This is a genomic window from Telluria sp. LT2P34, assembly GCF_059685915.1.
Genome location: NZ_JCASIN010000001.1, coordinates 79,483 through 101,024, shown reverse-complemented (window position 1 = coordinate 101,024; position 21,542 = coordinate 79,483). Strand labels below are relative to the sequence as shown.

The 21,542-nt window shown below is 66.1% G+C and carries 18 protein-coding genes; 16 read left to right on the top strand and 2 right to left on the bottom strand.

The window, feature by feature from the left end:
- Positions 1-20: 20 nt before the first annotated feature.
- On the top strand, positions 21-1,733 hold the full coding sequence (locus AC56KZ_RS00455; RefSeq protein WP_497160166.1) for a multicopper oxidase family protein: 1,713 nt from the start codon (positions 21-23) through the stop codon (positions 1,731-1,733).
- Positions 1,730-2,233: an SCO family protein gene (locus AC56KZ_RS00450; RefSeq protein WP_497160165.1), complete on the top strand. Its 504-nt coding sequence runs from the start codon at positions 1,730-1,732 to the stop codon at positions 2,231-2,233. Before AC56KZ_RS00455 ends, AC56KZ_RS00450 begins: the two co-directional genes overlap by 4 nt.
- A 6-nt stretch (positions 2,234-2,239) precedes the next feature.
- Here AC56KZ_RS00450 and AC56KZ_RS00445 read toward each other — a convergent pair whose 3' ends face one another.
- Together AC56KZ_RS00445 and AC56KZ_RS00440 are read right to left on the bottom strand one after the other, a co-directional pair.
- Positions 2,240-3,232: an amidohydrolase family protein gene (locus AC56KZ_RS00445; protein WP_497160164.1), complete on the bottom strand. Its 993-nt coding sequence runs from the start codon at positions 3,230-3,232 to the stop codon at positions 2,240-2,242.
- A gap of 124 nt (positions 3,233-3,356) precedes the next feature.
- Positions 3,357-4,277: a bile acid:sodium symporter family protein gene (locus AC56KZ_RS00440; protein ID WP_497160163.1), complete on the bottom strand. Its 921-nt coding sequence runs from the start codon at positions 4,275-4,277 to the stop codon at positions 3,357-3,359.
- A 153-nt stretch (positions 4,278-4,430) separates the two neighbouring features.
- Between AC56KZ_RS00440 and AC56KZ_RS00435 the strand changes: the two genes are divergently transcribed.
- The 14 genes from AC56KZ_RS00435 (at position 4,431) to AC56KZ_RS00370 (ending at position 21,536) form a co-directional block, all read left to right on the top strand.
- Positions 4,431-5,783 carry a hemolysin family protein gene (locus AC56KZ_RS00435; protein WP_497160162.1) on the top strand — a complete coding sequence of 451 codons (1,353 nt, stop codon included), beginning with the start codon at positions 4,431-4,433 and terminating at the stop codon, positions 5,781-5,783.
- A 2-nt stretch (positions 5,784-5,785) separates the two neighbouring features.
- Positions 5,786-6,589, top strand: a complete 804-nt coding sequence (locus tag AC56KZ_RS00430) for a TlpA family protein disulfide reductase (protein ID WP_497160161.1) — start codon at positions 5,786-5,788, stop codon at positions 6,587-6,589.
- 112 nt (positions 6,590-6,701) lie between these two features.
- The gene (locus tag AC56KZ_RS00425; protein WP_497161189.1) at positions 6,702-8,066 is read left to right on the top strand and encodes an amino acid permease; all 1,365 of its coding nucleotides are present in this window, start codon (positions 6,702-6,704) and stop codon (positions 8,064-8,066) included.
- A gap of 300 nt (positions 8,067-8,366) precedes the next feature.
- Positions 8,367-9,599 carry a 3-methyl-2-oxobutanoate dehydrogenase (2-methylpropanoyl-transferring) subunit alpha gene (locus AC56KZ_RS00420; protein WP_497160160.1) on the top strand — a complete coding sequence of 411 codons (1,233 nt, stop codon included), beginning with the start codon at positions 8,367-8,369 and terminating at the stop codon, positions 9,597-9,599.
- 74 nt (positions 9,600-9,673) lie between these two features.
- The gene (locus tag AC56KZ_RS00415; RefSeq protein ID WP_497161188.1) at positions 9,674-10,681 is read left to right on the top strand and encodes an alpha-ketoacid dehydrogenase subunit beta; all 1,008 of its coding nucleotides are present in this window, start codon (positions 9,674-9,676) and stop codon (positions 10,679-10,681) included.
- Between the two features lie 2 nt (positions 10,682-10,683).
- Positions 10,684-12,069: a dihydrolipoamide acetyltransferase family protein gene (locus AC56KZ_RS00410; RefSeq protein ID WP_497160159.1), complete on the top strand. Its 1,386-nt coding sequence runs from the start codon at positions 10,684-10,686 to the stop codon at positions 12,067-12,069.
- 4 nt (positions 12,070-12,073) lie between these two features.
- Positions 12,074-13,468, top strand: a complete 1,395-nt coding sequence (gene lpdA / locus AC56KZ_RS00405) for a dihydrolipoyl dehydrogenase (protein ID WP_497160158.1) — start codon at positions 12,074-12,076, stop codon at positions 13,466-13,468.
- 562 nt (positions 13,469-14,030) lie between these two features.
- On the top strand, positions 14,031-14,537 hold the full coding sequence (locus AC56KZ_RS00400; RefSeq protein WP_497160157.1) for a porin family protein: 507 nt from the start codon (positions 14,031-14,033) through the stop codon (positions 14,535-14,537).
- A 27-nt stretch (positions 14,538-14,564) separates the two neighbouring features.
- Entirely contained in the window at positions 14,565-14,978 is a 414-nt protein-coding gene (locus tag AC56KZ_RS00395; RefSeq protein ID WP_497160156.1) for a hypothetical protein, read from the top strand.
- 75 nt (positions 14,979-15,053) lie between these two features.
- Positions 15,054-17,036, top strand: a complete 1,983-nt coding sequence (locus AC56KZ_RS00390) for a TonB-dependent receptor (RefSeq protein ID WP_497160155.1) — start codon at positions 15,054-15,056, stop codon at positions 17,034-17,036.
- A 103-nt stretch (positions 17,037-17,139) separates the two neighbouring features.
- A complete protein-coding gene (gene kefF / locus AC56KZ_RS00385; protein ID WP_497160154.1) occupies positions 17,140-17,694 on the top strand; it encodes a glutathione-regulated potassium-efflux system oxidoreductase KefF in 555 nt (184 codons plus the stop codon).
- On the top strand, positions 17,684-19,489 hold the full coding sequence (gene kefC / locus AC56KZ_RS00380; protein ID WP_497160153.1) for a glutathione-regulated potassium-efflux system protein KefC: 1,806 nt from the start codon (positions 17,684-17,686) through the stop codon (positions 19,487-19,489). The genes kefF and kefC overlap by 11 nt, the downstream gene beginning before the upstream one ends.
- A gap of 120 nt (positions 19,490-19,609) precedes the next feature.
- Entirely contained in the window at positions 19,610-20,419 is an 810-nt protein-coding gene (locus AC56KZ_RS00375) for an SDR family NAD(P)-dependent oxidoreductase (protein ID WP_497160152.1), read from the top strand.
- Positions 20,420-20,543: 124 nt separating this feature from the next.
- Positions 20,544-21,536, top strand: a complete 993-nt coding sequence (locus tag AC56KZ_RS00370) for an MYG1 family protein (protein WP_497160151.1) — start codon at positions 20,544-20,546, stop codon at positions 21,534-21,536.
- The last annotated feature ends 6 nt before the right edge of the window (positions 21,537-21,542 follow it).

Here is a 21,542-nt window from a genome sequence, read left to right as displayed (position 1 = left end):
AACTTTCTCAGGAGAAGGCTATGGATGTTCCTCCAGCAAACGATGGGCTCGATGCGAACCGCAGGAAATTGTTGAAAGGCAGCGTCGCCGCTGGCGCCGCCACCGCAGCATATGGCTGGCTTTCCCCGGGCACGGCGCAGACAACGGCCCCCGTGCCGACGCCGCCTCCCGCGCCCTACCTCGAGCCATTTCTCGATGCGCTGACGGTGTCGCCGGTCAAGGCGCCAACCCTGCTTTATCCGCGGCCCGGGCGCTATCCGGTGCCGGGCGAAGCGGGACGCGATCCGCACCAGCGCTACGAGGAATTCCTGCCCCAGCGCGAGTACGAACTGGTGGCGCGTACCGCGCGCCACAGGTACCACATGCACCTGCCCGAGGAAACCGTCTGGGCATATGACGGGATGGTGCCGGGCCCGACTTTCGTCGCGCGGATCGGGCAACCGGTCATGCTGCGGGTGCGTAATGCGCTGCCGCAGGAACACGTCGGTTTCGGCTCCCCGGAACTCAGCACCCACCTGCACAGCGGTCACGTCGGCTCGGAAGCGGATGGCTTTGCAGGCTGTTATTACAGCCCCACCAGGGCCGGCCCTGCAATGCGCTACCCGGGCGCCTTCTACGATCACCATTACCCGCAATACCCGTCGAATGGCGACTTGCGCAACGTCACCAATACCCTGTGGTACCACGACCACCGCGAAGACTATACCGGCCCGAATGTCTACCGGGGTCTGGCCGGCTTTTACCTGAACTTCGACGCCCTCGACTCCGGCAGCGAGTACACGGGCCTGCGCTTGCCCAGCGGCGTCGGCAAGTACGACATTCCGCTGCTCTTGCAAGACAAGAAATTCGATTCCGGAGGCAACCTCGTCTACGAGCAGTTCGATCCGGAAGGCTTCCTGGGCAACCACTTTCTCGTCAACGGCAAGGTCCAGCCTTATTTCAAGGTCGAAGGCCGCAAATACCGCTTCCGCCTGCTCAACGGCAGCATGGCGCGCTGGTTCGAGATGGTGCTGGCGGACGAGGCCCATCGGGTGCACAACTTTACCTTCCTCGGCAGCGACGGCAACCTGCTCGAGCGGCCCCTGACGCTGCAGAAAATCATGCTCGCCATGGCCGAGCGCGCCGATATCATCATCGACTTTTCCAAGTATCCGCCAGGCACCAAGCTCTACCTGGTCAACCGGCTCGAGCAGAACGACCCGCGCAAACCCACCGGCGACCGGCTGTATCCGGGCATCCGCATGCTGCGCTTCGAGGTCGGGCCGCGCACCGCCGACAACAGCGTGATCCCGGCCTACCTGCGGCCCCTCGCGCCCATGCCCGACCCCGGGACGGTCGACATCCGCCGCAAGTGGATGTTCGAGCGCAACAACGGGCAATGGTCGATCAACGGCAAATTCTTCAATGCCGAGCGCGTGGACGCGGCGCCGCGGCTGGACGTTCCCGAAATCTGGCGTATCGAAACCTCCGGCGGCTGGGCGCATCCGGTGCACGTGCACCTGGACGACTTCCGCATCCTGTCGATCGACGGCAAGGCCCCGCCGCCGGAATGGCGCGGGCGCAAGGATACGATTCCGATGCTGCCGGGGACCCGGGCCGAGATCCTGGTCCTGTTCCGTGACTTTACCGGCAAGTACATGATGCATTGCCACCATCACGCCCATGAGGATCACGCCATGATGATTCGCTTCGATGTCTTGCCGAGGACTGCAGCGAAGGAGGAGTCGAAATGAGTACCAGCCAAAACGCCTTCCCGAATCCGGTGCTGCTGACCCACACGGGCCAGCGCGTGCGCTTTTACGACGATCTCGTCAAGGGAAACAAGGTGGTCGTGTTCAACATGATGTACGCCAATTGCACGAACATCTGCCCGCCGAATACGGCCAGCCTGCTGCACGTGCAAAAGCTGCTGGGCAAGCGCATGGGGCGCGACGTTTTCTTCTATTCGCTTACGCTCCAGCCCGACTTCGACCGCCCGCCCGACCTCCAGGCCTATGCCCGGCGCTACGGCGTCGGGCCCGGCTGGACCTTCCTGACCGGCGCCCGCCGCGACATCGAGGCAATCCGCCGCAAGCTGGGCTTCTTCGACGCCGATCCGCAGGTCGATGCCGACCTCAAGCAGCACACCGGGATGGTCCGCATCGGTAACCAGGCGCTCGACCGCTGGTCGATGATGCCCTCGCAGCTGCCGCCGCCCCGGCTGGCAAGGTCGATCGGGGAGCTGGCTGGATAAGCGGACCTAGTCGCGCTTGTCCTTGCGCTTGTCGTCCAGATAGGGCGGCACATTGGCCGCGATCCGGGCGAACTCGGCCTCGCTCAGCGGCAGGCGCCGGAACGCCGCCCAGGCATCCACCGGGCGCAGGTTGGCGCCCTGCGCCGAATCGCTGCCGTACAGTACCCGCGACACGCCAACCTGGCGGATGCGTTTCGCAAGCAGCGCCGCGGCCTCCGGCGTGATGTCGCGGTCGGCGATCGAGGCGACGTCGAACCACAGCTGGCGCGTGGCCGGGTGGCCCCTTTCGACCGCCTGCGCCAGTTCGGCCAGCACCTCGCGCGCCGGCGGGTCCTCGAAGCCCGGCCCGGTGCCGCCCATGTGCGCCACCTGCACGGCGACGTCGGGCGCGGCCGGCAGCACCTTGTCGAGGAAGGCGCGCGCTTCCGGGGCGCCGAAGGGCCGCTTGTGGCGGATGCTGGTGCGCATGTGGATGACGATCGCCATGCCGCGGGCGTTGGCGGCGGCAAACACCTCGGCCAGGCGCGCCAGGTGCGCCGGATTGTCGAGCTGTACGTCCGAATTCCCGAGATGCATCTTGATGCCCCGCTTCAAGCCGGGGTGGCCGGCGCAGCGCCGGATTTCCTCGAGCGCGTAGTCGCGCATCGGCGCGATCCCGCACAGGGCCACCAGGCGCTCCGGAAACTGCGCCGCCTGGGCCGCGGTCCAGTCGTTCTCGCGCCGTGTGCGCGCATATTCGTTCTCGACCTTGCGGTTCGGGCTGCCGTACATGTAGGCGGTCGACAGCAGCACCGCCTTCCTCATGCCGGCCGCGTCGAGAAGCGACAGCAAGTCCTTTGCCGCCAATGGCTTGAGGCCGGATTCGGGGCCGATCAGGGCGATCGTCTCGTCGCTGAACAGGTGCTGGTGGAAGTCGCCGACCGGCGCCGGCTGAACCGGTTGCGCTCGGACGGCCCCGCAGGCCAGGACGAGCGAGATCAGGAAAATACGGCTGCGCATGTCGGTTCCTTCTTGTTTGGATGCCGGACATTAGCACTTCGCCAACCCGGTTTCCCGGGTCATGCGACGGGCCGTCGAAATTTCGGCCCGAAGCGCCCGGCTTCGCCGACGAACGGCGCCGGCCTCAGTGCGCCCTGGCTGCCGGCCCGCCCAGCGGCCCCGCCGCGTCCCCATCGTCGGTGGCGAAACGCCGCATCGAATACGCGAACACCAGCCCGCCGGCGTACATCAGCACGCCGTACAGCGCGCCGGGAATCGCCATCGCCTCCTGCTTCAGGACGGTGCTCGCGATGACCAGCGCCAGCGTCGCGTTCTGCACCGCCGTTTCGATGCCGAGCGTGATCGACTGGCGCCGCGACAGGCGCGCCAGGCGTGCCAGCAGGAAGCCGCATACCAGCATGCTGACGTTCAGGGCCACGGCGAAGGGCGCCAGGCTGGCGAAATTGTCGCGCAGCAGCGCCCAGTTCTTGGCGGCGGCGGCGATCACGATCAGGATGAACAGGACGGTGGCGATTTTCGTGGCTGTCGGTTCGATGCGCAGGGCCCAGTCCGGGCGCCGGCTGCGCAGCAGCATGCCGAGCGCCACCGGCAGGCCGACCATCAGGAAGATCTGCCCCATCATCGCGCCGACCGGCGCTTTGACCACCTGCGTCGCCTGTGCCGCGCGCAGGAAATAGTCGAGCGAGAACGACACGATGATCGGCAGCGTGAAGATGGTCAGCACGCTGGCGACCGCTGTGAAGCTGAGCGCCAGGGCGACGTCGCCGCGCGCGAGATAGGTCAGCAGGTTCGAGGTGGAACCGGTCGGGCAGGCGGCCAGGATCATGAAGCCGACGGCGAACGCGCCGCCCAGGCCCGCCACCTTGAGCATGGCGAAGCAGGCCAGCGGCAACAGCACGAAATGGCACAGCATCCCGACCAGCAAGGCGCGCGGCTGGCGGGCGATGCGCGCGAAATCGGGAGGCGTGAGGCCGAGCCCCAGCGAAAACATGATGAAAGCCAGCACAGCCGGCAACAGCACACTCGAAACGATATCTCCTTGCATGGGCCTGTCTCCTTTGTTAGCTGAAGGAAATCACAGTTAAGACCATATTGACAAGCATTTGTTCAATTACGCTACTTGCGAGTCGTGCGGCGATGCGCGTGCCCGGCGTGCGATCATGTTGACAATCTTGCCAATCCGACCTTTGCGTACTCCATGTTGACCAGCATCCTGATCATCCTTTTCCTGATTCTACTGAATGGCGTATTTGCAATGTCCGAGCTGGCGCTGGTGTCGGCCAAGCGCATGCGGCTGGAAAAAGCGGCCGGGGAAGGCAGCCGCGGCGCGCGCGCCGCGCTCGACCTGGCGGACGAGCCCAGCAACTTCCTCTCCACCGTGCAGGTCGGCATCACCGTCATCAGCATTTTCAACGGTGCCTTCGGCGAAGCCTCGCTGGTGGCGCAGCTGAAACCGATCTTCGAAACCGTACCCGCCATCGCGCCCTACGCCTACCAGGCGGCGCTCGGCCTGGTGGTGGTCTGCATCACGATTGCCTCGATCATCCTCGGCGAACTCGTTCCGAAGCGCATCGCGATGGCCTACCCGGAAGCGATGGCCACCTTCGTCGCCCCGCCGCTGCGCGTACTGTCGACGGTGATGTCGCCCTTCGTCAAGATCCTGGCCCTGACCACCGAGGCCATCGTGCGCCTGCTGGGCATCGGCCGCCACAAGGAAGAAGCGCCGACCGAGGAAGACATCACCGGCATGATCAAGGAGAGCACGGACGCCGGCGTGTTCGAGAAAACCGAATACGACATCGTCTCGCGCGCCCTGCGCCTGGACGACCAGCACCTGAAGTCTTTGATGACGCCACGCGTCGACGTCGCCTTCGTCGATTTGGAAGACCCGCGCACGGACAACCTGGAACGCATCGCCGGCAGCCGCTACAGCCGCCTGCCGGTCTGCCGCGGCGACCGTTCCCACGTGGTCGGCTTCGTCCACACGCGCGACCTGCTGGCCCAGGCGGTGCGCGCCGGCTCGCTCGACGCCATCGACATCGAAGCCGCGGTCCAGGACATCCTGTACGTTCCCGAAAGCGTCAGCGCAATGGCCCTGCTGGAACTGTTCAAGAAGAACAATGCCGAGCTGGCGCTGATCGTCGACGAATACGGCGACATCCAGGGCATGGTCACCCTGACCGACGTCATGAGCGCACTGGTGGGCGACGTCACCGTCATCGGCGAGCAATACGACCCGGACGCGGTGCAGCGCGAGGACGGCAGCTGGCTGCTCGACGGCGGCATGGCGCTCGACCGTTTCCGCGACCTGATGGAAGTGAACCTGAGTTTCCCCGGCGAGGACAGCGGCGCCTACCACACGCTGGCCGGCTTCATGCTCTACCAGCTCGGTTACATCCCGCGCGCCGCCGATGTCGTGGCCTGGCAGGACTACCGTTTCGAGATCGTCGACATGGACGGCAACCGCATCGACCGCCTGCTCGTCACCCAGGTCCCCGCCTCGAACGAGCCGGCCGACAGCGACACGGTGCAGGACAACAGCGCCACCTGAGCATGGACGCCATCGCCATCGGGCCGCTGGCCTTGCCGGTGCGGGTCGTGGCGCCGCTGCTGGCGATGGCGGCGGCCGGCGCGGTGGGCGCCTGGTGGGCGCGGCGCCGCGCCGTCGATCCGGCTAACCTGCTCTGGCAGATGGCGTTCTGGGGCTTGCTGGCGGCGCGCGCGGCCTTTGTGCTCAAGCACGTCGATACTTACCTCGACGCTCCGCTGGGCGTGGTGGACATCCGCGACGGCGGTTTTGTCGCCTTTGCCGGGCTGCTGGTGGCCCTGGCCATTGGCGCCGACGCCGCGCGCCGCGACGGCCGCTTGCGGCGCCCGCTCCTCAGCTCCGCGCTGGCCGGCATCGTAGTCTGGGCCGGCGCCACGGTCGCGTTCGGCGCGGGCGCAACGCCGGCGCCGCTTCCCGACATCACCCTGCGCCGCCTCGACGGCAGCGAACTCGTGCTGCGCGCGGGCGGCAAGCCGATGGTGGTCAACCTGTGGGCCACCTGGTGCCCGCCCTGCCGGCGCGAAATGCCGGCGCTCCGCGCGGCCCAGGCCGCCATGCCGGGCGTCGCCTTTGTCTTCGTCAACCAGGGCGAGACGGCTGCCGTCGTCCAGCGCTATCTCGACAGCGAACAGCTCGACTTGCAAGACCTCGTGCTCGACCCCGCGCGCGCCGTCGCCCGGGCGACGGGAGCCGTGGGCTACCCGACCACGCTGTTCTACGACGCCCGGGGCCGGCTGGTGACGCGCCACATGGGCGAGCTATCGAGCGCGCAGCTGAACGAGAAGCTGGGCCAGCTCGAGGGCCGTTGAAGCGCAGCGCGGCCGCCTCCTGAAATTGCCGTCCGCACGCCTCAGGATGGATTAGAATCATTTCCTTTTGAACACTGGCTCAGCGGCAATGACCGAATCGACCACCACTCCCATGCACGCCACCACCTCGACCGAACCGGCCCGGCAACTGACGCGCGGCCTGAAGAGCCGCCACATCCAGCTGATCGCGCTCGGCGGCGCCATCGGCACCGGCCTCTTCCTCGGCATCGCCCAGACCATCCAGATGGCCGGCCCGGCGGTGCTGCTCGGCTATGGCGTCGCCGGGCTGGTCGCCTTCCTGATCATGCGCCAGCTCGCCGAACTGGTGGTGGACGAGCCGGTCGCCGGTTCCGTCGCCTATTTCGCCGACAAATACGGCGGCCACATGGCCGGCTTCATCGCGGGCTGGAATTACTGGGTGATGTACATCCTGGTCAGCATGGCCGAACTGTCGGCGGTCGGCATCTACATGCAGTACTGGTTCCCCGAAATGCCGACATGGATGTCGGCGGTGATCTTTTTCGCCATCATCAATTCCTTCAGCCTCCTGAATGTGAAGGCCTTCGGCGAGCTCGAATTCTGGTTCGCCGTGATCAAGGTCGTGGCCGTGATCGGCATGATCCTGTTCGGCAGCTGGCTTTTGCTCAGCGGCAGCGCTGGACCGGAAGCCGGCGTGGCCAACCTGTGGCGCCACGGCGGCTTCTTCCCGAACGGCGTCGGCGGCCTGGTGATGGCGATGGCCGTCATCATGTTTTCTTTCGGCGGCCTGGAGCTGATCGGCATCACCGCGGCCGAAGCCGACGACCCGGCCCGTTCGATCCCGCGCGCCACCAACCAGGCCTTGTGGCGCGTGCTTATTTTCTACATCGGCGCCCTCTTCATCCTGCTGTCGCTGTTCCCATGGACCAAAGTCGTGCAAGGCGGCAGCCCGTTTGTGCTGATCTTCGCCGCGCTCGACAGCCCGGCCGTCGCCACTGCCCTCAACATCGTGGTGCTGACCGCCGCCCTGTCGGTGTATAACAGCGGCGTCTACGCCAACACGCGCATGCTTTACGGCCTGGCGGCGCAAGGCAATGCACCGCGCGCACTCTTGAAACTGACCCGCAGCGGCGTGCCGCTGGCGGCGCTGGGCGTATCGGCGGTCGCCACCGGCATCTGCATCAACGTGAACTATTTCCTGCCGGGCGAAGCCTTCGGATTGATGATGGGCCTGGCGGTGGCCGGCCTGATCATCAACTGGGGCACCATCTCGATCGTGCACCTGCGCTTTCGCAAAGCCAAGGCCGGGCGCAAGACGGTGTTCCCGAGCCCGTTCTACCCCTTCGCCAACTACCTGTGCCTGGCCTTCCTGGCCGGCATCCTGTGGGTGATGTACCAGACCCCGGGATTGCGCGTGTCGGTCTACCTGATTCCGGCCTGGCTGCTGCTGCTGTGCGTGGGGTATGTGGTGCGGCAGCGGAGAGTGGGCGCCGCCTGAGGATCTGCGCCAGAGCCGACTGGCCTGGCACTATCCTCAGGCCAGCGTTCCGCTTCTTCTGGTCCACTCCGGCCTGCAGGCCGGATTCCGGCTGAATTTCTTACGCTGCAGTGCACACAGGCCATCCACCATGGGCTTCCCGCCCCATATCGACGCGCCGGCATTCCGGAACACGGCAATTCCGCCCCGCGCAATGCTGCACCGCAACACGAAAATACTTCGCCGCAGAGCACGTGTAAGGCCCGGCAGGATTTATCATCTCGGCTTGCCGCACATCACCTTACAAAGGGAACGCGTATTATGAGCCAGGGTAATCCTCTGTCGCTGCATGTCCCGGAGCCAACAGGCCGCCCGGGTTGCAAGACCGATTTTTCGTATCTCCATATCAGCAAGGCCGGCGAAGTGCGCCGGCCGCCTACGGACGTCCTGTTCGGCGACACCGCCGACCTCGTGTCCGTCCTCATCCGCGTGCTCGACGAAGACGGCAATGCCGTCGGTCCGTGGGCACCGGACATCAGCGTCGACCAGATGCGCTTCGGCCTGCGCACCATGATGAAAACCCGCATCTTCGATGCGCGCATGGTCATCGGCCAGCGCCAGAAGAAAATGTCCTTCTACATGATCTCGCTCGGCGAAGAAGCGATCGGCACCGGCCAGTCGATGGCGCTGAAGGACGGCGACATGTGCTTCCCGACCTACCGCCAGCAAAGCCTGCTGTTTGCGCGCGAGTACCCGATGGTGGACATGATCTGCCAGCTGTTCTCGAACGAGCGCGATCCGATGAAGGGCCGCCAGCTGCCGGTCATGTATTCGGTCAAGTCGCACGGCTTCTTCTCGATCTCGGGCAACCTGGCGACCCAGATGCCGCAAGCGGTCGGCTGGGCGATGGCTTCGGCGATCAAGGGCGACACGAAAATCGCCTCGGCCTGGATCGGCGACGGCGCCACCGCCGAAAGCGATTTCCATACCGCGCTGACCTTCGCGCATGTCTACCGCGCGCCGGTCATCATCAACGTCGTCAACAACCAGTGGGCGATCTCGAGCTTCCAGGCGATCGCCGGCGGCGAGAGCGTGACCTTTGCCGCACGCGGCGTTGGCTCGGGCATTGCCTCCCTGCGCGTCGACGGCAACGACTTCCTGGCCGTGTATTCCGCTTCCTGCTGGGCCGCCGAGCGCGCCCGCAACAACCTGGGCCCGACCCTGATCGAATGGGTGACCTACCGCGCCGGCCCGCACTCGACGTCCGACGATCCGTCGCGCTACCGCCCGACCGACGACTGGGCCCGCTTCCCGCTGGGCGATCCGATCGCGCGCCTGCGCCAGCACCTGACCAAGATCGGCGCCTGGAACGACGAGGAGCATGAGCGCGTCCAGGCCGAACTCGAGGCCGAAGTGCTGGCCGCACAGAAGGAAGCGGAACAATACGGCACGCTGGCCGATGGCCGCGTACCGAGCGCCGCGTCGATGTTCGAGGATGTCTACAAGGACATGCCCGAGCACCTGCGCCGCCAACGTCAACAATTGGGAGTATGAAGATGGCGCGCGATAGCGAAAGCGATAACAAGGATCCGGCGATGGAGCCAAGCGGCGAGCCGGTCATTACCCGCATGACCATGATCCAGGCCCTGCGCTCGGCCATGGATGTCATGCTCGAACGTGATCCGAACGTGGTCATCTATGGCCAGGACGTCGGCTATTTCGGCGGCGTGTTCCGCGCCACCGACGGCCTGCAGGCAAAATACGGCAAGCCGCGCGTGTTCGACGCGCCGATTTCCGAAGGCGGCATCGTCGGCACCGCGGTCGGGATGGCCGCCTATGGCCTGCGTCCCTGCATCGAAATCCAGTTTGCCGACTATTTCTACCCGGCGTCCGACCAGATCGTCTCCGAAGCGGCGCGCTTGCGCTACCGCTCGGCCGGCGACTTTACCGCGCCCCTGACGATCCGCATGCCTTGCGGCGGCGGCATCTACGGCGGCCAGACGCATAGCCAGAGCCCGGAAGCGCTGTTTACCCACGTCTGCGGCGTGCGCACGGTGATGCCGTCGAACCCGTACGACGCCAAGGGCCTCCTGATCGCCTCGATCGAGAACGACGATCCGGTCATCTTCCTGGAACCGAAGCGCCTGTATAACGGCCCGTTCGACGGCCACCACGACCGTCCGGTCGTCGCCTGGGGCAAGCACCCGATGGGCGAAGTCCCGGAAGGCTATTACACGGTCCCGCTGGACAAGGCCGCGATTTTCCGTCCCGGTAACGACCTGACCGTACTCACCTACGGCACCATGGTCTGGGTCTCGGAAGCGGCCGCCATGGAAAGCGGCGTCGATGCCGAAATCATCGACCTGCGCACCCTGTGGCCGCTCGACCTCGACACCATCGTCGAATCGGTGAAAAAGACCGGCCGCTGCGTGGTCGTGCACGAAGCGACGCGCACCAGCGGCTTCGGCGCGGAACTGGCGGCACTCGTGCAGGAACACTGCTTCTATCACCTGGAAGCGCCGATCGAGCGCGTGACAGGATGGGATACGCCCTATCCGCACGCGCAGGAATGGGCGTACTTCCCCGGCCCCGACCGTGTCGGCGCCGCGTTCAAACGTGCGATGGAGGCGAAATAAGTATGGGTATTCACGTCATTAAAATGCCGGACCTGGGCGAAGGCATCGCCGAAGTCGAAGTCGTGGCATGGCATGTCAAGCCGGGCGACACGGTCAAGGAAGACCAGGTGCTGGCCGATGTCATGACCGACAAGGCGACCGTCGAAATCCCGTCGCCGGTCAACGGCGTCGTCACTTCGCTCGGCGGTAAACTCGGCGAAGCGATGGCCGTCGGCGGCGAACTGATTCGCCTCGAAGTCGACGGCGTCGGCAATTTCAAGGGCGACGCCGGCAGCTCGGCGGCGCGCCAGAGCGACAGCAAGCCGCAGGCTGCCAGCGCCAGCGCGGGCACCGCCGAAGAATTCATCCCGATCACGGTGGCCCAGCCTGAAATGGTCGTCACGACTGTAACCAGCGCCGAAACGGCGGCTGCCGCAGCGCCGGCCAAAGCCGCGCCGGCAAAAGCGGCGCCGCCAGCCTATTCGCAGAACGCCGCGCAAACCACCGCCCCGTCGCACCACGGCCGCGCTCCCGGCGAAAAGCCGCTGGCCGCACCCGCCGTGCGCCAGCGCGCCTGGGACATGGGCGTCGAACTGCAATACGTGACCGGTTCCGGCCCGGCCGGGCAGATTTCGCACGCCGACCTCGACGCCTATGTGTCGCGTGGCCAGGCCAAGGCCGCCGAAGGCGACCGCCGCTACGCACCGCTCGAAGGCGAGCAGGCCATGCCGCTGATCGGCATGCGCCGCAAGATCGCCGAGAAGATGCAGGAAGCGAAACGCCGCATCCCGCACTTCACCTATGTCGAGGAAATCGACGTCACCGAACTGGAAGCCCTGCGCGTCCAGCTCAATGCACGTTATGGCGCCAGCCGTCCGAAGCTGACCCTGCTGCCCTTGATCATGCGCGCCGTGGTGCTGGCGATCCGACAGTATCCATCGGTGAACGCGCGCTTCGACGACGAAGCGAACATCGTCACCACCTACAACCCGGTCCACCTCGGCATCGCCGCGCAGACCGACGCTGGCCTGATGGTGCCCGTGGTGAGGAATGCCGAAGCGCGCGACCCCTGGTCGGCGGCGGCCGAAGTGTCGCGCCTGGCGGAAGCGGCGCGCACCGGCAAAGCCCTGCGCGAGGAGCTGAGCGGTTCGACCATTACGATTACCAGCCTGGGCGCCCTGGGCGGCATCGTCACCACGCCGGTCATCAACCGTCCGGAAGTGGCGATCGTCGGCGTCAACCGCATCATCGACAAGCCGGTGATCCTGAACGGCGCCATGGTCGCACGCAAGATGATGAACCTGTCGTCGAGCTTCGACCATCGCGTCATCGACGGCATGGTGGCGGCGCAGTTCATCCAGACCATCCGCGGCTACCTCGAGTGCCCGGCAACCCTGTTCGTGGAGTGAGCCGATGAATATCACCACCACCCTGCTCATCATCGGCGGCGGCCCCGGCGGCTATGTCGCTGCGATCCGCGCCGGCCAGCTCGGCATCAAGACCATCCTGGTCGAAGCCGGCCAGCTGGGCGGCACCTGCCTGAACATCGGCTGCATTCCGTCCAAGGCGCTGATCCACGCTGCCGAGGAATTCGAAAAGGCGAGCCATTACGCATCCGGCTCGCCGATCGGCATCTCGGTGGCTTCGCCATCGATCGACATTGGCCGCACCGTCGGCTGGAAGGACGGCATCGTCAAGCGCCTGACCGGCGGCGTCGGCGCCCTGCTCAAGAAGAACGACGTGCAAGTCATCAACGGCTTCGCACGCATCCTCGACGGCAAGACGGTCGAAGTGAAAACCGCATCCGGCGAACTCGAACGCGTGCACTGCGAGCACCTGCTGCTGGCCGCCGGTTCGGAAGCGGTCGAACTGCCCTTCATGCCTTTCAGCGGCAAGGTCGTATCGTCCACCGAGGCGCTGTCGCCGCTGGCCGTGCCAGGTAAACTGGTCGTGGTCGGCGCCGGCTACATCGGCCTGGAGCTGGGCACGGCCTACCGCAAGCTCGGCGCGGAAGTGACCGTGGTCGAAGCGGCCGACCGCCTGCTGCCGGCTTATGACGCGGAGCTGACCAAGCCGGTCGGCGCGGCCTTGAAGCGCCTGGGCGTCGACCTGCGCCTGAACTCGAAGGTGCTGGGCCTGAACGCCACGGGCGACGGCGTTCGTGTGCAGGGCGCCGATGGCGTCGAGACTGTGCTGGCTGCCGACAACGTGCTGGTGGCCGTCGGCCGCCGTCCACGTACCGCCGGCTGGGGCCTGGAGTCGCTTCAGCTCGACATGAACGGCCGCGCTGTAAAAATCGACGACCAGTGCCGCACCTCGATGCGCAACGTCTGGGCCATCGGCGACATCGCCGGCGAACCGATGCTGGCGCACCGCGCGATGGCGCAGGGCGAAATGGTGGCCGAAATCATCTCCGGCAAGCGCCGCCACTTCACCCCGGCGGCGATGCCGGCAGTCTGCTTCACCGACCCCGAAGTGGTGGTAGTCGGCATGTCGCCGTTGGAAGCGCAAGCGGCCGGCATCGACGTCATGACCGCGAATTTCCCGTTCGCGGCAAATGGGCGGGCGATGACGATCGAATCGACCGACGGTTTCGTGCGCGTTGTTGCGCGGCGTGACAACCACGTGATCCTCGGCTGGCAGGCCGTCGGCCGCGGCGTGTCGGAACTGTCGACCGCGTTTTCGCACTCGATCGAACTGGGCGCGCGCCTGGAAGACGTCGCCGGCACGATCCACGCCCACCCGACCCTGGGTGAAGCGGTGCAGGAAGCGGCGCTGCGGGCGCTGGGCCACGCCCTGCATATCTAAAGTCCGTGTTGTGTTGGATCGGTATCGGCAATCCGGTACCGATCATCCTTCCTTACTTCCTTGAGCGAATGGCGGCACCCTCGCGTGCCATCTGAACAAGGAGCCTCAGCCATACCAATTCTTCTTCCAGACTCATACAAACTCCGTTGCTCAGGGTTAACTAATAATTTATTATAGCAACTAACGTCCCTGAACGGTTATTCTCGCCCGCTCCATTGTCGCTTGTGGAATTCCAGCAACGTCATCTTCTGCGTTCCACCTGTGCGCCCACCCCCGGGCCGCTCGTGCGGCATGCGTCGCGTTAGCAAACGTAACTTCGATTGAAAAGCGGCCGCACCGGCATAGACTTGGTGCAAGCCCAAGCCAATGGACGAGGCCGCCACCGCCCTTGATTGACGCGGAGTTCGTTGCCGATGATTTGCGTCAGATCAAACCATACATACCGTGGTCTACGTCAGAATTGCGCTCTTCCAGCATGCGCGCACTGATGCGTGCGATAATCCGCGCCGGCCGAAACGTCGTCTTCGGCCTTTTCATTTACCCGTAACAAAAGGCTCTCATAATGTTCAAGAAAATCGCTGCCGCAGTCGCCCTGGTCGCCGCATCCTCGACCGCTTTCGCCCAACAAGAGGCGCCGTCGTTCTACGCCGGTATCGCCGGCACCTCGACCGAGATCGATGGTTTCGACCGTGAAAGCGGCTACGGCGCCTTCTTCGGCTACAAGTTCAACCGCAGCATCGCCGTCGAAGCCGGCTTGTACCGTGTCGCCGATACCGAATTTCGCGAAGGCGCCCTGCGCGGCGACGTGACCCTCGACCAGTTCGACCTCTCGGTCATCGGCACCCTGCCGCTGTCGAACGGTTTCGACGTCTACGGCCGCCTGGGCTATGCCCGCATCGAAGCCGAAGCCGACATCGCCGGCTTCACCGGCAAGGCAAAGGATTCGAACGCGCTGTATGGCCTGGGCCTGGGCTATACCTTCTCGCCGGTCGTGCACGGCCGCCTGGAAGTGCAAAAGCCTGCCAGCGACACCACCAAGATCGTCGCCGGCGTGTCGTACAAGTTCTAAGCAAGAGCAGCAACAGTCGAAGCCGGGATGCAGATGCATCCCGGCTTTTTTTTCGTCCATGCAAGCGGTTATAATGCCCGCATGATGGCTGTCACCCTCCCACGCATTCGCTCCAATCGCCTCGTCATGGTCTGCATCCTGACGATCGCGATGGTGTTTGCGCATTGGCAGGGCCTGTCGCACCGGATCGCGCACGCGTCGCAATACCCGGCGCTTGCCAGCAGCCCGGTTGCCGCTACGCCGGCGGGCACGCACCAGAAAGCACTGCAGCACTCCTGCCTCGCCTACGACGCGGCTACGGTCGCGCCGGCGCTCCATACGCCTGCCTGCAGCCCCGGCATCCTGCCCGGCGCCCCGGTGCTGGCCCAATGGGCTGCATTCGAATCCTGGGATGCGCCCTTCACGCCCTATTTCTCGTCCCGCGCTCCACCCCTCGCCTGACTGCCCTGACTTCCTGACCGTGTGCGCCGGCTTGCCCGCGCACGCGCGTTCGCCCAATTTTTCTAAGGAATAATCATGCACGTCCAGCGTACTCTTTTGGCCAGCGCGGTCCTGACCGCCTTCGCCCCGTTTTCGTTTGCCCAGTCCGTCACCAGCGCGCCGATCGCAACCGTCGTCGTTACCGCCAGCCCTTTCAACGCTTCCGAAGGCGACCAGATCCTGACCCCGGCTAAGGTGCTGGCCGGCGACGAACTCCGCAGCAAACTCGGCAGCTCGCTCGGCGAGACCCTGTCGAACGAACTCGGCGTCTCCGCCTCGGCCTTTGGCGCCGGCGCCTCGCGCCCGATCATCCGCGGCCTGGAGGGCAATCGCGTCAAGGTGCTGGAAAACGGCATGGCCGTCTCCGACCTGTCGGGCCTGTCGAACGACCACGCGGTCAGCGGCGAAGCGGCCACCGCGCGCCAGATCGAAATCCTGCGCGGTCCGGCCGCGCTCCTGTACGGCTCGGGCGCCATCGGCGGCCTGGTCAACGTGGTCAACGAACGCATCCCGACCGAGCACCACGAGCATGCGACCGGCGTGGCCGAAGTGCGCTACAACAGCGTCGACCATGGCCGCTCGGTGTCGTTCTCGGGCGATACCTCGGCCGGCGCGCTCGCGCTCCACCTCGACGGCAGCGGCCGCGACGCCGGCGACTACCACCTGCCCGGCGACACCGGCCCGGACACCTTGCCCAATTCCGCGCTGCGCCAGCACACGCTGGGCGCCGGCGCTTCCTGGATCGGCGACCGTGGCCACATCGGCGCCTCGGTCAGCTCGCTGAAAAAACAGTACGGCATTCCCGGCGGTGAAGGCGCCCAGATCGACCTCGACCAGACCCGCTACGACATCGACAGCCGGCTCGACGCACCGTTGCCCGGCTTCGAGCAGTTGCGCTTCAAGGTCGGCTACAACGACTACGGCCACGTCGAACTGAACGCCGAAGGCGGCCCGGAGACAGTGTTTGCCAACCGCGCGCTGGAAACGCGCCTGGAGATGAAGCACAAGCCGGTCGCCGGCTGGTCCGGCAGCTTCGGCGTCCAGACCGAGCACGCGCGCTTTTCCGGCCTCTCCGCCGACAGCGGCGAAGCGGCGACCGTGCCGACCACGGTCTCCGATACCCACGCCGCCTTCCTGGTCGAAGAACGCGCGTTCGGCGCCGCCCGCGTCAACGCCGGCATGCGCGTCGAATCGGTGAAGCGCGAACCACAGGGTGCTGCCCCGCGCCGCAGCTTCGACCTGTTGTCCTATTCGGCCGGCACCATCCTGCCCCTGGTTCCCGGCTATACGGTGGGCCTGACGGCATCCGTGGCCCAGCGCGCGCCCGCCGCCGACGAACTGTATTCCGGCGGGCCGCACGAATCGACCCTGACCTTCGACATCGGCAACCCGAACTTCAAGAAGGAAACCTCGCGCAACATTGAACTGTCCTTCCGTAAAACGACGGGCCTGGTGCGCTGGCAGGCGAACCTGTTCCAGAACCGGGTGCGCGACTTCATCTACGGCGAAGTGAGCGACACCTTGCTCGACGACGAAGGCAATCCGAATGGTGAACTGAGTGAGTTGCGCGAGCGCATCTTCCGCCAGGCGAATGCCACGATCCGCGGGGTCGAGGCCGAGATCAGCTACAACCAGCAGCGCGACGGCCTGTCGCTGCGCGCTTTCGGCGACATGTCGCGCGGCCAGCTCGACGACGCCGGCAGCCTGCCGCTGCAGCCCGCCAGGCGCCTCGGCGCCGAAGCCGGCTACAAGGACGGCGCGTTGCGCGGCGGCGTATCGCTGCTGCGCGCATTGAAGCAGGAGCGCCTGGCCGCCTTCGAGTCGACGCCGACCGCGGCCTACACCCAGCTTGACGCGAACCTGTCCTACACCCAGCGCCTCGCCCACACCGACCTGACCTGGTTCCTGATCGCCAGGAATTTGCTGGACGATGAGATCCGGGTCTCGACCTCGGTACTGAAGGATATCGCGCCGCTGCCGGGCAGGAACATCACCGTGGGCGTGCGCGCGGCGTTTTAAGGAGCGGCGCCGGCGCGCCCTGATCGTTCGGGTGCGCCGTGGGCGTGTACAATCGGGCAACAAACCGATGCCGACCACTCGCGCCGCTAATTCGTCTCCACCCATGCCAAATCCCCGCATCCTGGTGCTCTACGCCCACCCCGCGCCGCACCGTTCGCGCATCAACCGCAGGCTGGCCGAGGCCGCCCGTTCGCTCGACGGCGTGCTGGTGCACGACCTCTACGAAACCTATCCCGACTTCTTCATCGACGTGCCGCGCGAGCAGGCGCTGCTCGAACAAAGCGAGCTGGTGGTGTTCCTGCACCCGATGCGCTGGTACAACATGCCCTCCCTGCTCAAGGAGTGGGTCGACAGCGTGCTGCTGCCCGGCTGGGCCTACGGCCCCGGCGTGAGCACGCTGCAAGGCAAGGGCTACTGGCTGGCCGTGACCAATGCCAGTCCCGAGGACACGGGCGGCGACGGCCATGCTTTCGAGGCCTTCCTGCCACCCTTCGAACAGACCGCGCGCCAGTGCGGGATGAGGTGGTGGCCGCCGCACATCCTGCATGGCGCGAACAGCGCCACGCAGGAGACGGTCGACGCCCACATCGCCGCTTTCCGCGCGCAGCTGGCCGCATTCCTGGACACCACCCCGAGGACAAGCACACATGGAATCTAGCCTGCTGGCGAACGCCGTCGTCTACCTGGCCGCCGCCGTCGTCGCGGTGCCGCTGGCCAAACGCCTCGGGCTCGGCGCCGTACTCGGCTACCTGCTGGCCGGCATGGCGATCGGGCCCTGGGGCCTGGGCCTGATCCGCGAGGTCGAGGACATCCTGCACTTCTCGGAATTCGGCGTGGTGCTGCTGCTGTTCCTGATCGGCCTCGAACTCGAGCCGGACCGCCTGTGGTCGATGCGGCGCCCGATCTTCGGCTGGGGCAGCGCCCAGGTCGCCGGCGTGACGGCGGCGCTGTTTGGCGCGGCGCTGGCATGCGGGGTCGAATGGCAGGTGGCGCTGGTCGCCGCGCTCGCGCTCTCGCTGTCGTCGACGGCGATCGCATTGTCCACGCTGGGCGAACGCAACCTGATGGGCACGCCCGCCGGCCAGGCCGGCTTCGCCCTGCTGCTGTTCCAGGACATCGCCGCGATCCCGATGATCGCGCTCGTTCCCCTGCTGGGCGTGGCGGCGGCGGACAGCGCGGGCGGCGCGGGCTGGATGGACGCCCTGCGTCTGGGGGCGGTCCTGGTCGGCGTGGTCGTCGGCGGGCGCTACCTGGTGCGCCCGGCCCTGCGCATCATCGCCAAGTCGGGCATGCGCGAGATCTTTACCGCATTTGCCCTGCTGCTGGTAATCGCGATTTCGCTCCTGATGCAATGGGTCGGCATGTCGATGGCGCTGGGCGCCTTCATGGCCGGCGTGCTGCTGGCCGATTCGGAATACCGCCACGCCCTGGAAACCGATCTCGAACCCTTCAAGGGCCTGCTGCTCGGGCTGTTTTTCATCGCCGTCGGCATGTCGGTCGACTTCGGCGTCTTCCTGGCGCGCCCCTGGCTGATCCTGGGCCTGGTGGCGCTCTTCCTGGTCATCAAGCTGGCGGTGCTGTTCGCCCTGTCTTTCCTGTTCGGGATCGCGCGCGGGCAGCGCTGGCTGTTCGCCTTCCTGCTGTCCCAGGGTGGCGAGTTCGCCTTCGTGGTGTTCGGCGCGGCCGCCACGGCGCGCGTGTTCACGCCCGAGGTGGGCTCGATCCTGGTGGCCGTGGTGGCGCTGTCGATGGTGGCGACGCCGCTGCTGCTGCTCCTGCACGACAAGGTGCTCGAACCGCGCTACCACCGCCAGGACAAGCGCGAAGCGGACCACATCGACGCCGCCGAAGGCCATGTCATCATTGCCGGCTTCGGGCGCTTCGGCCAGATCGTCGGGCGCCTGCTGCACGCCAACCGCTTCAAACTGACGGTGCTCGACCACGATCCGGACCAGATCGAACTGCTGCGCGGCTTCGGCTTCAAGGTGTTCTATGGCGACGCTACCCGCGTCGACCTGCTGCATGCGGCGGGCGCGGCCAAGGCGCGGGCACTGGTGCTGGCGATCGACAACATCGAGGACAGCCTGGCCCTGGCCGACGCCGTACGCGAGCATTTCCCGCACCTGGCGGTGCTCGCGCGGGCGCGCAACGTGACCCATTACTACCAGCTGATGGACCGCGGCGTGACGGTGATCGAGCGCGAAACCTTCGAGTCGGCCCTGCAGCTCGGAAGGCGCGTGCTGTGCCAGCTCGGCTACGGCGCCTACCGGGCGCGCGAGGCGACGCTGAAATTTCGCGAGCATAACAAGGCCACCGTCGACGCGGTCTACCCCTTCTACAAGGACCGCGAGCAGTACGTGTCGATGGCCAAGCGCGCGCGCGACGAGTTGAACCAGATGTTCGCGCGCGACCAGAAGCGTTACGACAACGAGGCCGATGGCGGCTGGGACTGATAGTTTGGAGGCATTCCTCTATTTGCAGTTAGTTGCTTGTCAGACATAATTCGGCCATGTACAGTGTCATTCGACTATTGAACATGATCGAGACAACATGCATTCCCCTGTAAATCTGCGATGAAAGTCTCGAACACAGTCGCCGTGATTACCGGCGCCGGCAGCGGCATCGGCCGCGCCACCGCGCTGGTCCTCGCCCGCCGCGGCTGTCACCTGGCCCTGGCCGACATCGACGCCGCCGGCGTCAAGGACTCGGCGCGCATGCTGGTCAATCTCGGCGTGCGCGTCACCACCCATGTCCTCGACGTCGCCGACCGCGATGCGGTGCGCGCCCTGCCGGGCGCGGTGCATGCGGCCCACCAGCGGGTCGACATCCTGATGAACAACGCCGGCGTGGCCGTCGGCGGCAGCTTCGAACAGGTGAGCGAGGAAGACTTCGACTGGCTGTTCGACATCAATTTCAATGGCGTGGTGCGCATGACGCGCGCCTTCCTGCCGATCCTGCGCCAGAGTCCGGATGCCCGCATCGTCAACATGTCGAGCATCTACGGGCTGGTCTCGCCGCCGGGACAAAGCGCCTACTCGGCCAGCAAGTTCGCGGTGCGCGGCTTCTCGAACGCACTGCGCCACGAACTCGCAGGCTCCAGCGTCGGCGTCAGCGTCGTCCACCCTGGCGGCGTGGCCACCTCGATCGCCCGCAACGCACGCGTGCCGCGCGGCGCACCAAAGGACGAGATCGAGCGCGCGCGCACGGCCGCCGAGAAGCTGCTGCGCCTGTCGCCGGAAGCGGCCGGCGAGATCATCGTGCGCGGCATCGAGCGCCGCGCGCCGCGTATCCTGGTCGGCAGCGACGCGCGTATGGTGTCGGTCCTGGAACGCCTCTCGCCGGTGCATTACTGGCGCTACCTCAGGGGCGCGGCCGCCCGCTGAACGGCGGCGCCATGCGACGCCGGCGCGCCAAAGCCAGTATCATCCCGAATCGAGCACAACCCGGCCGCAGCCGGGCTGGGGCATTTTGGGGTTTCGCCGGGCGGGTCCGGCACTGGAGTGAAGTATGGTTGTAGAAAACCTTGTCGCCGTAAAAGTCATTGCAACCCACAGCGGCAAGTTCCACGCCGATGACGCCTGGGCCGTCGCCGTCCTCGACATCCTGTACCCCGGTTCCGAGATCGTGCGCACGCGCGATGCGGCGACCATCGAAGCGGCCGATTTCGCGATCGACGTCGGCGGCATCTGGGACCCGGCCAGCGGCCGCTTCGACCACCACCAGAAAGGCTTTGCCGGGGCGCGCCAGAGCGGCGTGCCCTACGCCAGCGCAGGCCTGGTCTGGCGCGAGTTCGGCGCGCGCTGCGTCGCCGCCCTGGCGCTCGAGCACACCGGGCGCCAGCTGAGCGAGGACAGCGCCCAGCAGCTCGCCTATGCGATCGACGCCGACATCGTGCAATACCTCGACCTGTCCGACGTCGGCGCGGCCAAGAACGCGCCGGGCGGCTATGGCCTGTCGGCGGTGGTCTCGGGCTTCAATCCGAACTGGCTCGACGAACAGCGCATGGGCTTCGGCGAGCCGACCGAAGCCTACCGCCTGGTCCAGTTCAGGAAAGCGATGGCGCTGCTCGCCGATATCATGGTCAATTCCGTGAAATACCGGGTCGGCGCCATGCTGGCACTCGAGCAGGTGCGCGGCGCCGAACTGCTGGAAGACGGCCGCGTGCTGTTCCTGAAAAACGCCGCCCTGCCCTGGACTGCCGTGGTGCGCAAGGAAATGCCGACGGTGCTGTTCGTGATCAGCCACAGCATCGGGGAACAACGCTACCTGATCCATACGGTGCCGCTCAATACCGAAACCTTCGATGCCAGGGCCGACCTGCCGGAACCCTGGGCCGGCCTGCGCGACGCCGACCTCGCCCGCGTTACCGGGGTGCCGGACGCCACCTTCTGCCATAACGGCCGCTTCATCGCCGCCGCAAAATCCTGGGACGGCATTCGCGAACTGGCCCGGCAGGCGCTGGCCGCCCTCGCCGCCCCTGCAGCCGCCGCCACCAGCTAGGCGAGC

Bases quoted from the DNA above. Each gene is read 5' to 3' on its own strand.
- AC56KZ_RS00415 (WP_497161188.1), top strand. From the start codon at position 9,674: ATGACCATGATCCAGGCCCTGCGCTCGGCCATGGATGTCATGCTCGAA.
- AC56KZ_RS00440 (WP_497160163.1), bottom strand. From the start codon at position 4,277: ATGCAAGGAGATATCGTTTCGAGTGTGCTGTTGCCGGCTGTGCTGGCT.
- kefF (WP_497160154.1), top strand. From the start codon at position 17,140: ATGCCAAATCCCCGCATCCTGGTGCTCTACGCCCACCCCGCGCCGCAC.
- AC56KZ_RS00425 (WP_497161189.1), top strand. From the start codon at position 6,702: ATGCACGCCACCACCTCGACCGAACCGGCCCGGCAACTGACGCGCGGC.
- AC56KZ_RS00455 (WP_497160166.1), top strand. From the start codon at position 21: ATGGATGTTCCTCCAGCAAACGATGGGCTCGATGCGAACCGCAGGAAA.
- kefC (WP_497160153.1), top strand. From the start codon at position 17,684: ATGGAATCTAGCCTGCTGGCGAACGCCGTCGTCTACCTGGCCGCCGCC.
- lpdA (WP_497160158.1), top strand. From the start codon at position 12,074: ATGAATATCACCACCACCCTGCTCATCATCGGCGGCGGCCCCGGCGGC.
- AC56KZ_RS00430 (WP_497160161.1), top strand. From the start codon at position 5,786: ATGGACGCCATCGCCATCGGGCCGCTGGCCTTGCCGGTGCGGGTCGTG.
- AC56KZ_RS00395 (WP_497160156.1), top strand. From the start codon at position 14,565: ATGCAGATGCATCCCGGCTTTTTTTTCGTCCATGCAAGCGGTTATAAT.
- AC56KZ_RS00370 (WP_497160151.1), top strand. From the start codon at position 20,544: ATGGTTGTAGAAAACCTTGTCGCCGTAAAAGTCATTGCAACCCACAGC.
- AC56KZ_RS00400 (WP_497160157.1), top strand. From the start codon at position 14,031: ATGTTCAAGAAAATCGCTGCCGCAGTCGCCCTGGTCGCCGCATCCTCG.
- AC56KZ_RS00410 (WP_497160159.1), top strand. From the start codon at position 10,684: ATGGGTATTCACGTCATTAAAATGCCGGACCTGGGCGAAGGCATCGCC.
- AC56KZ_RS00450 (WP_497160165.1), top strand. From the start codon at position 1,730: ATGAGTACCAGCCAAAACGCCTTCCCGAATCCGGTGCTGCTGACCCAC.
- AC56KZ_RS00420 (WP_497160160.1), top strand. From the start codon at position 8,367: ATGAGCCAGGGTAATCCTCTGTCGCTGCATGTCCCGGAGCCAACAGGC.
- AC56KZ_RS00445 (WP_497160164.1), bottom strand. From the start codon at position 3,232: ATGCGCAGCCGTATTTTCCTGATCTCGCTCGTCCTGGCCTGCGGGGCC.
- AC56KZ_RS00375 (WP_497160152.1), top strand. From the start codon at position 19,610: ATGAAAGTCTCGAACACAGTCGCCGTGATTACCGGCGCCGGCAGCGGC.
- AC56KZ_RS00390 (WP_497160155.1), top strand. From the start codon at position 15,054: ATGCACGTCCAGCGTACTCTTTTGGCCAGCGCGGTCCTGACCGCCTTC.
- AC56KZ_RS00435 (WP_497160162.1), top strand. From the start codon at position 4,431: ATGTTGACCAGCATCCTGATCATCCTTTTCCTGATTCTACTGAATGGC.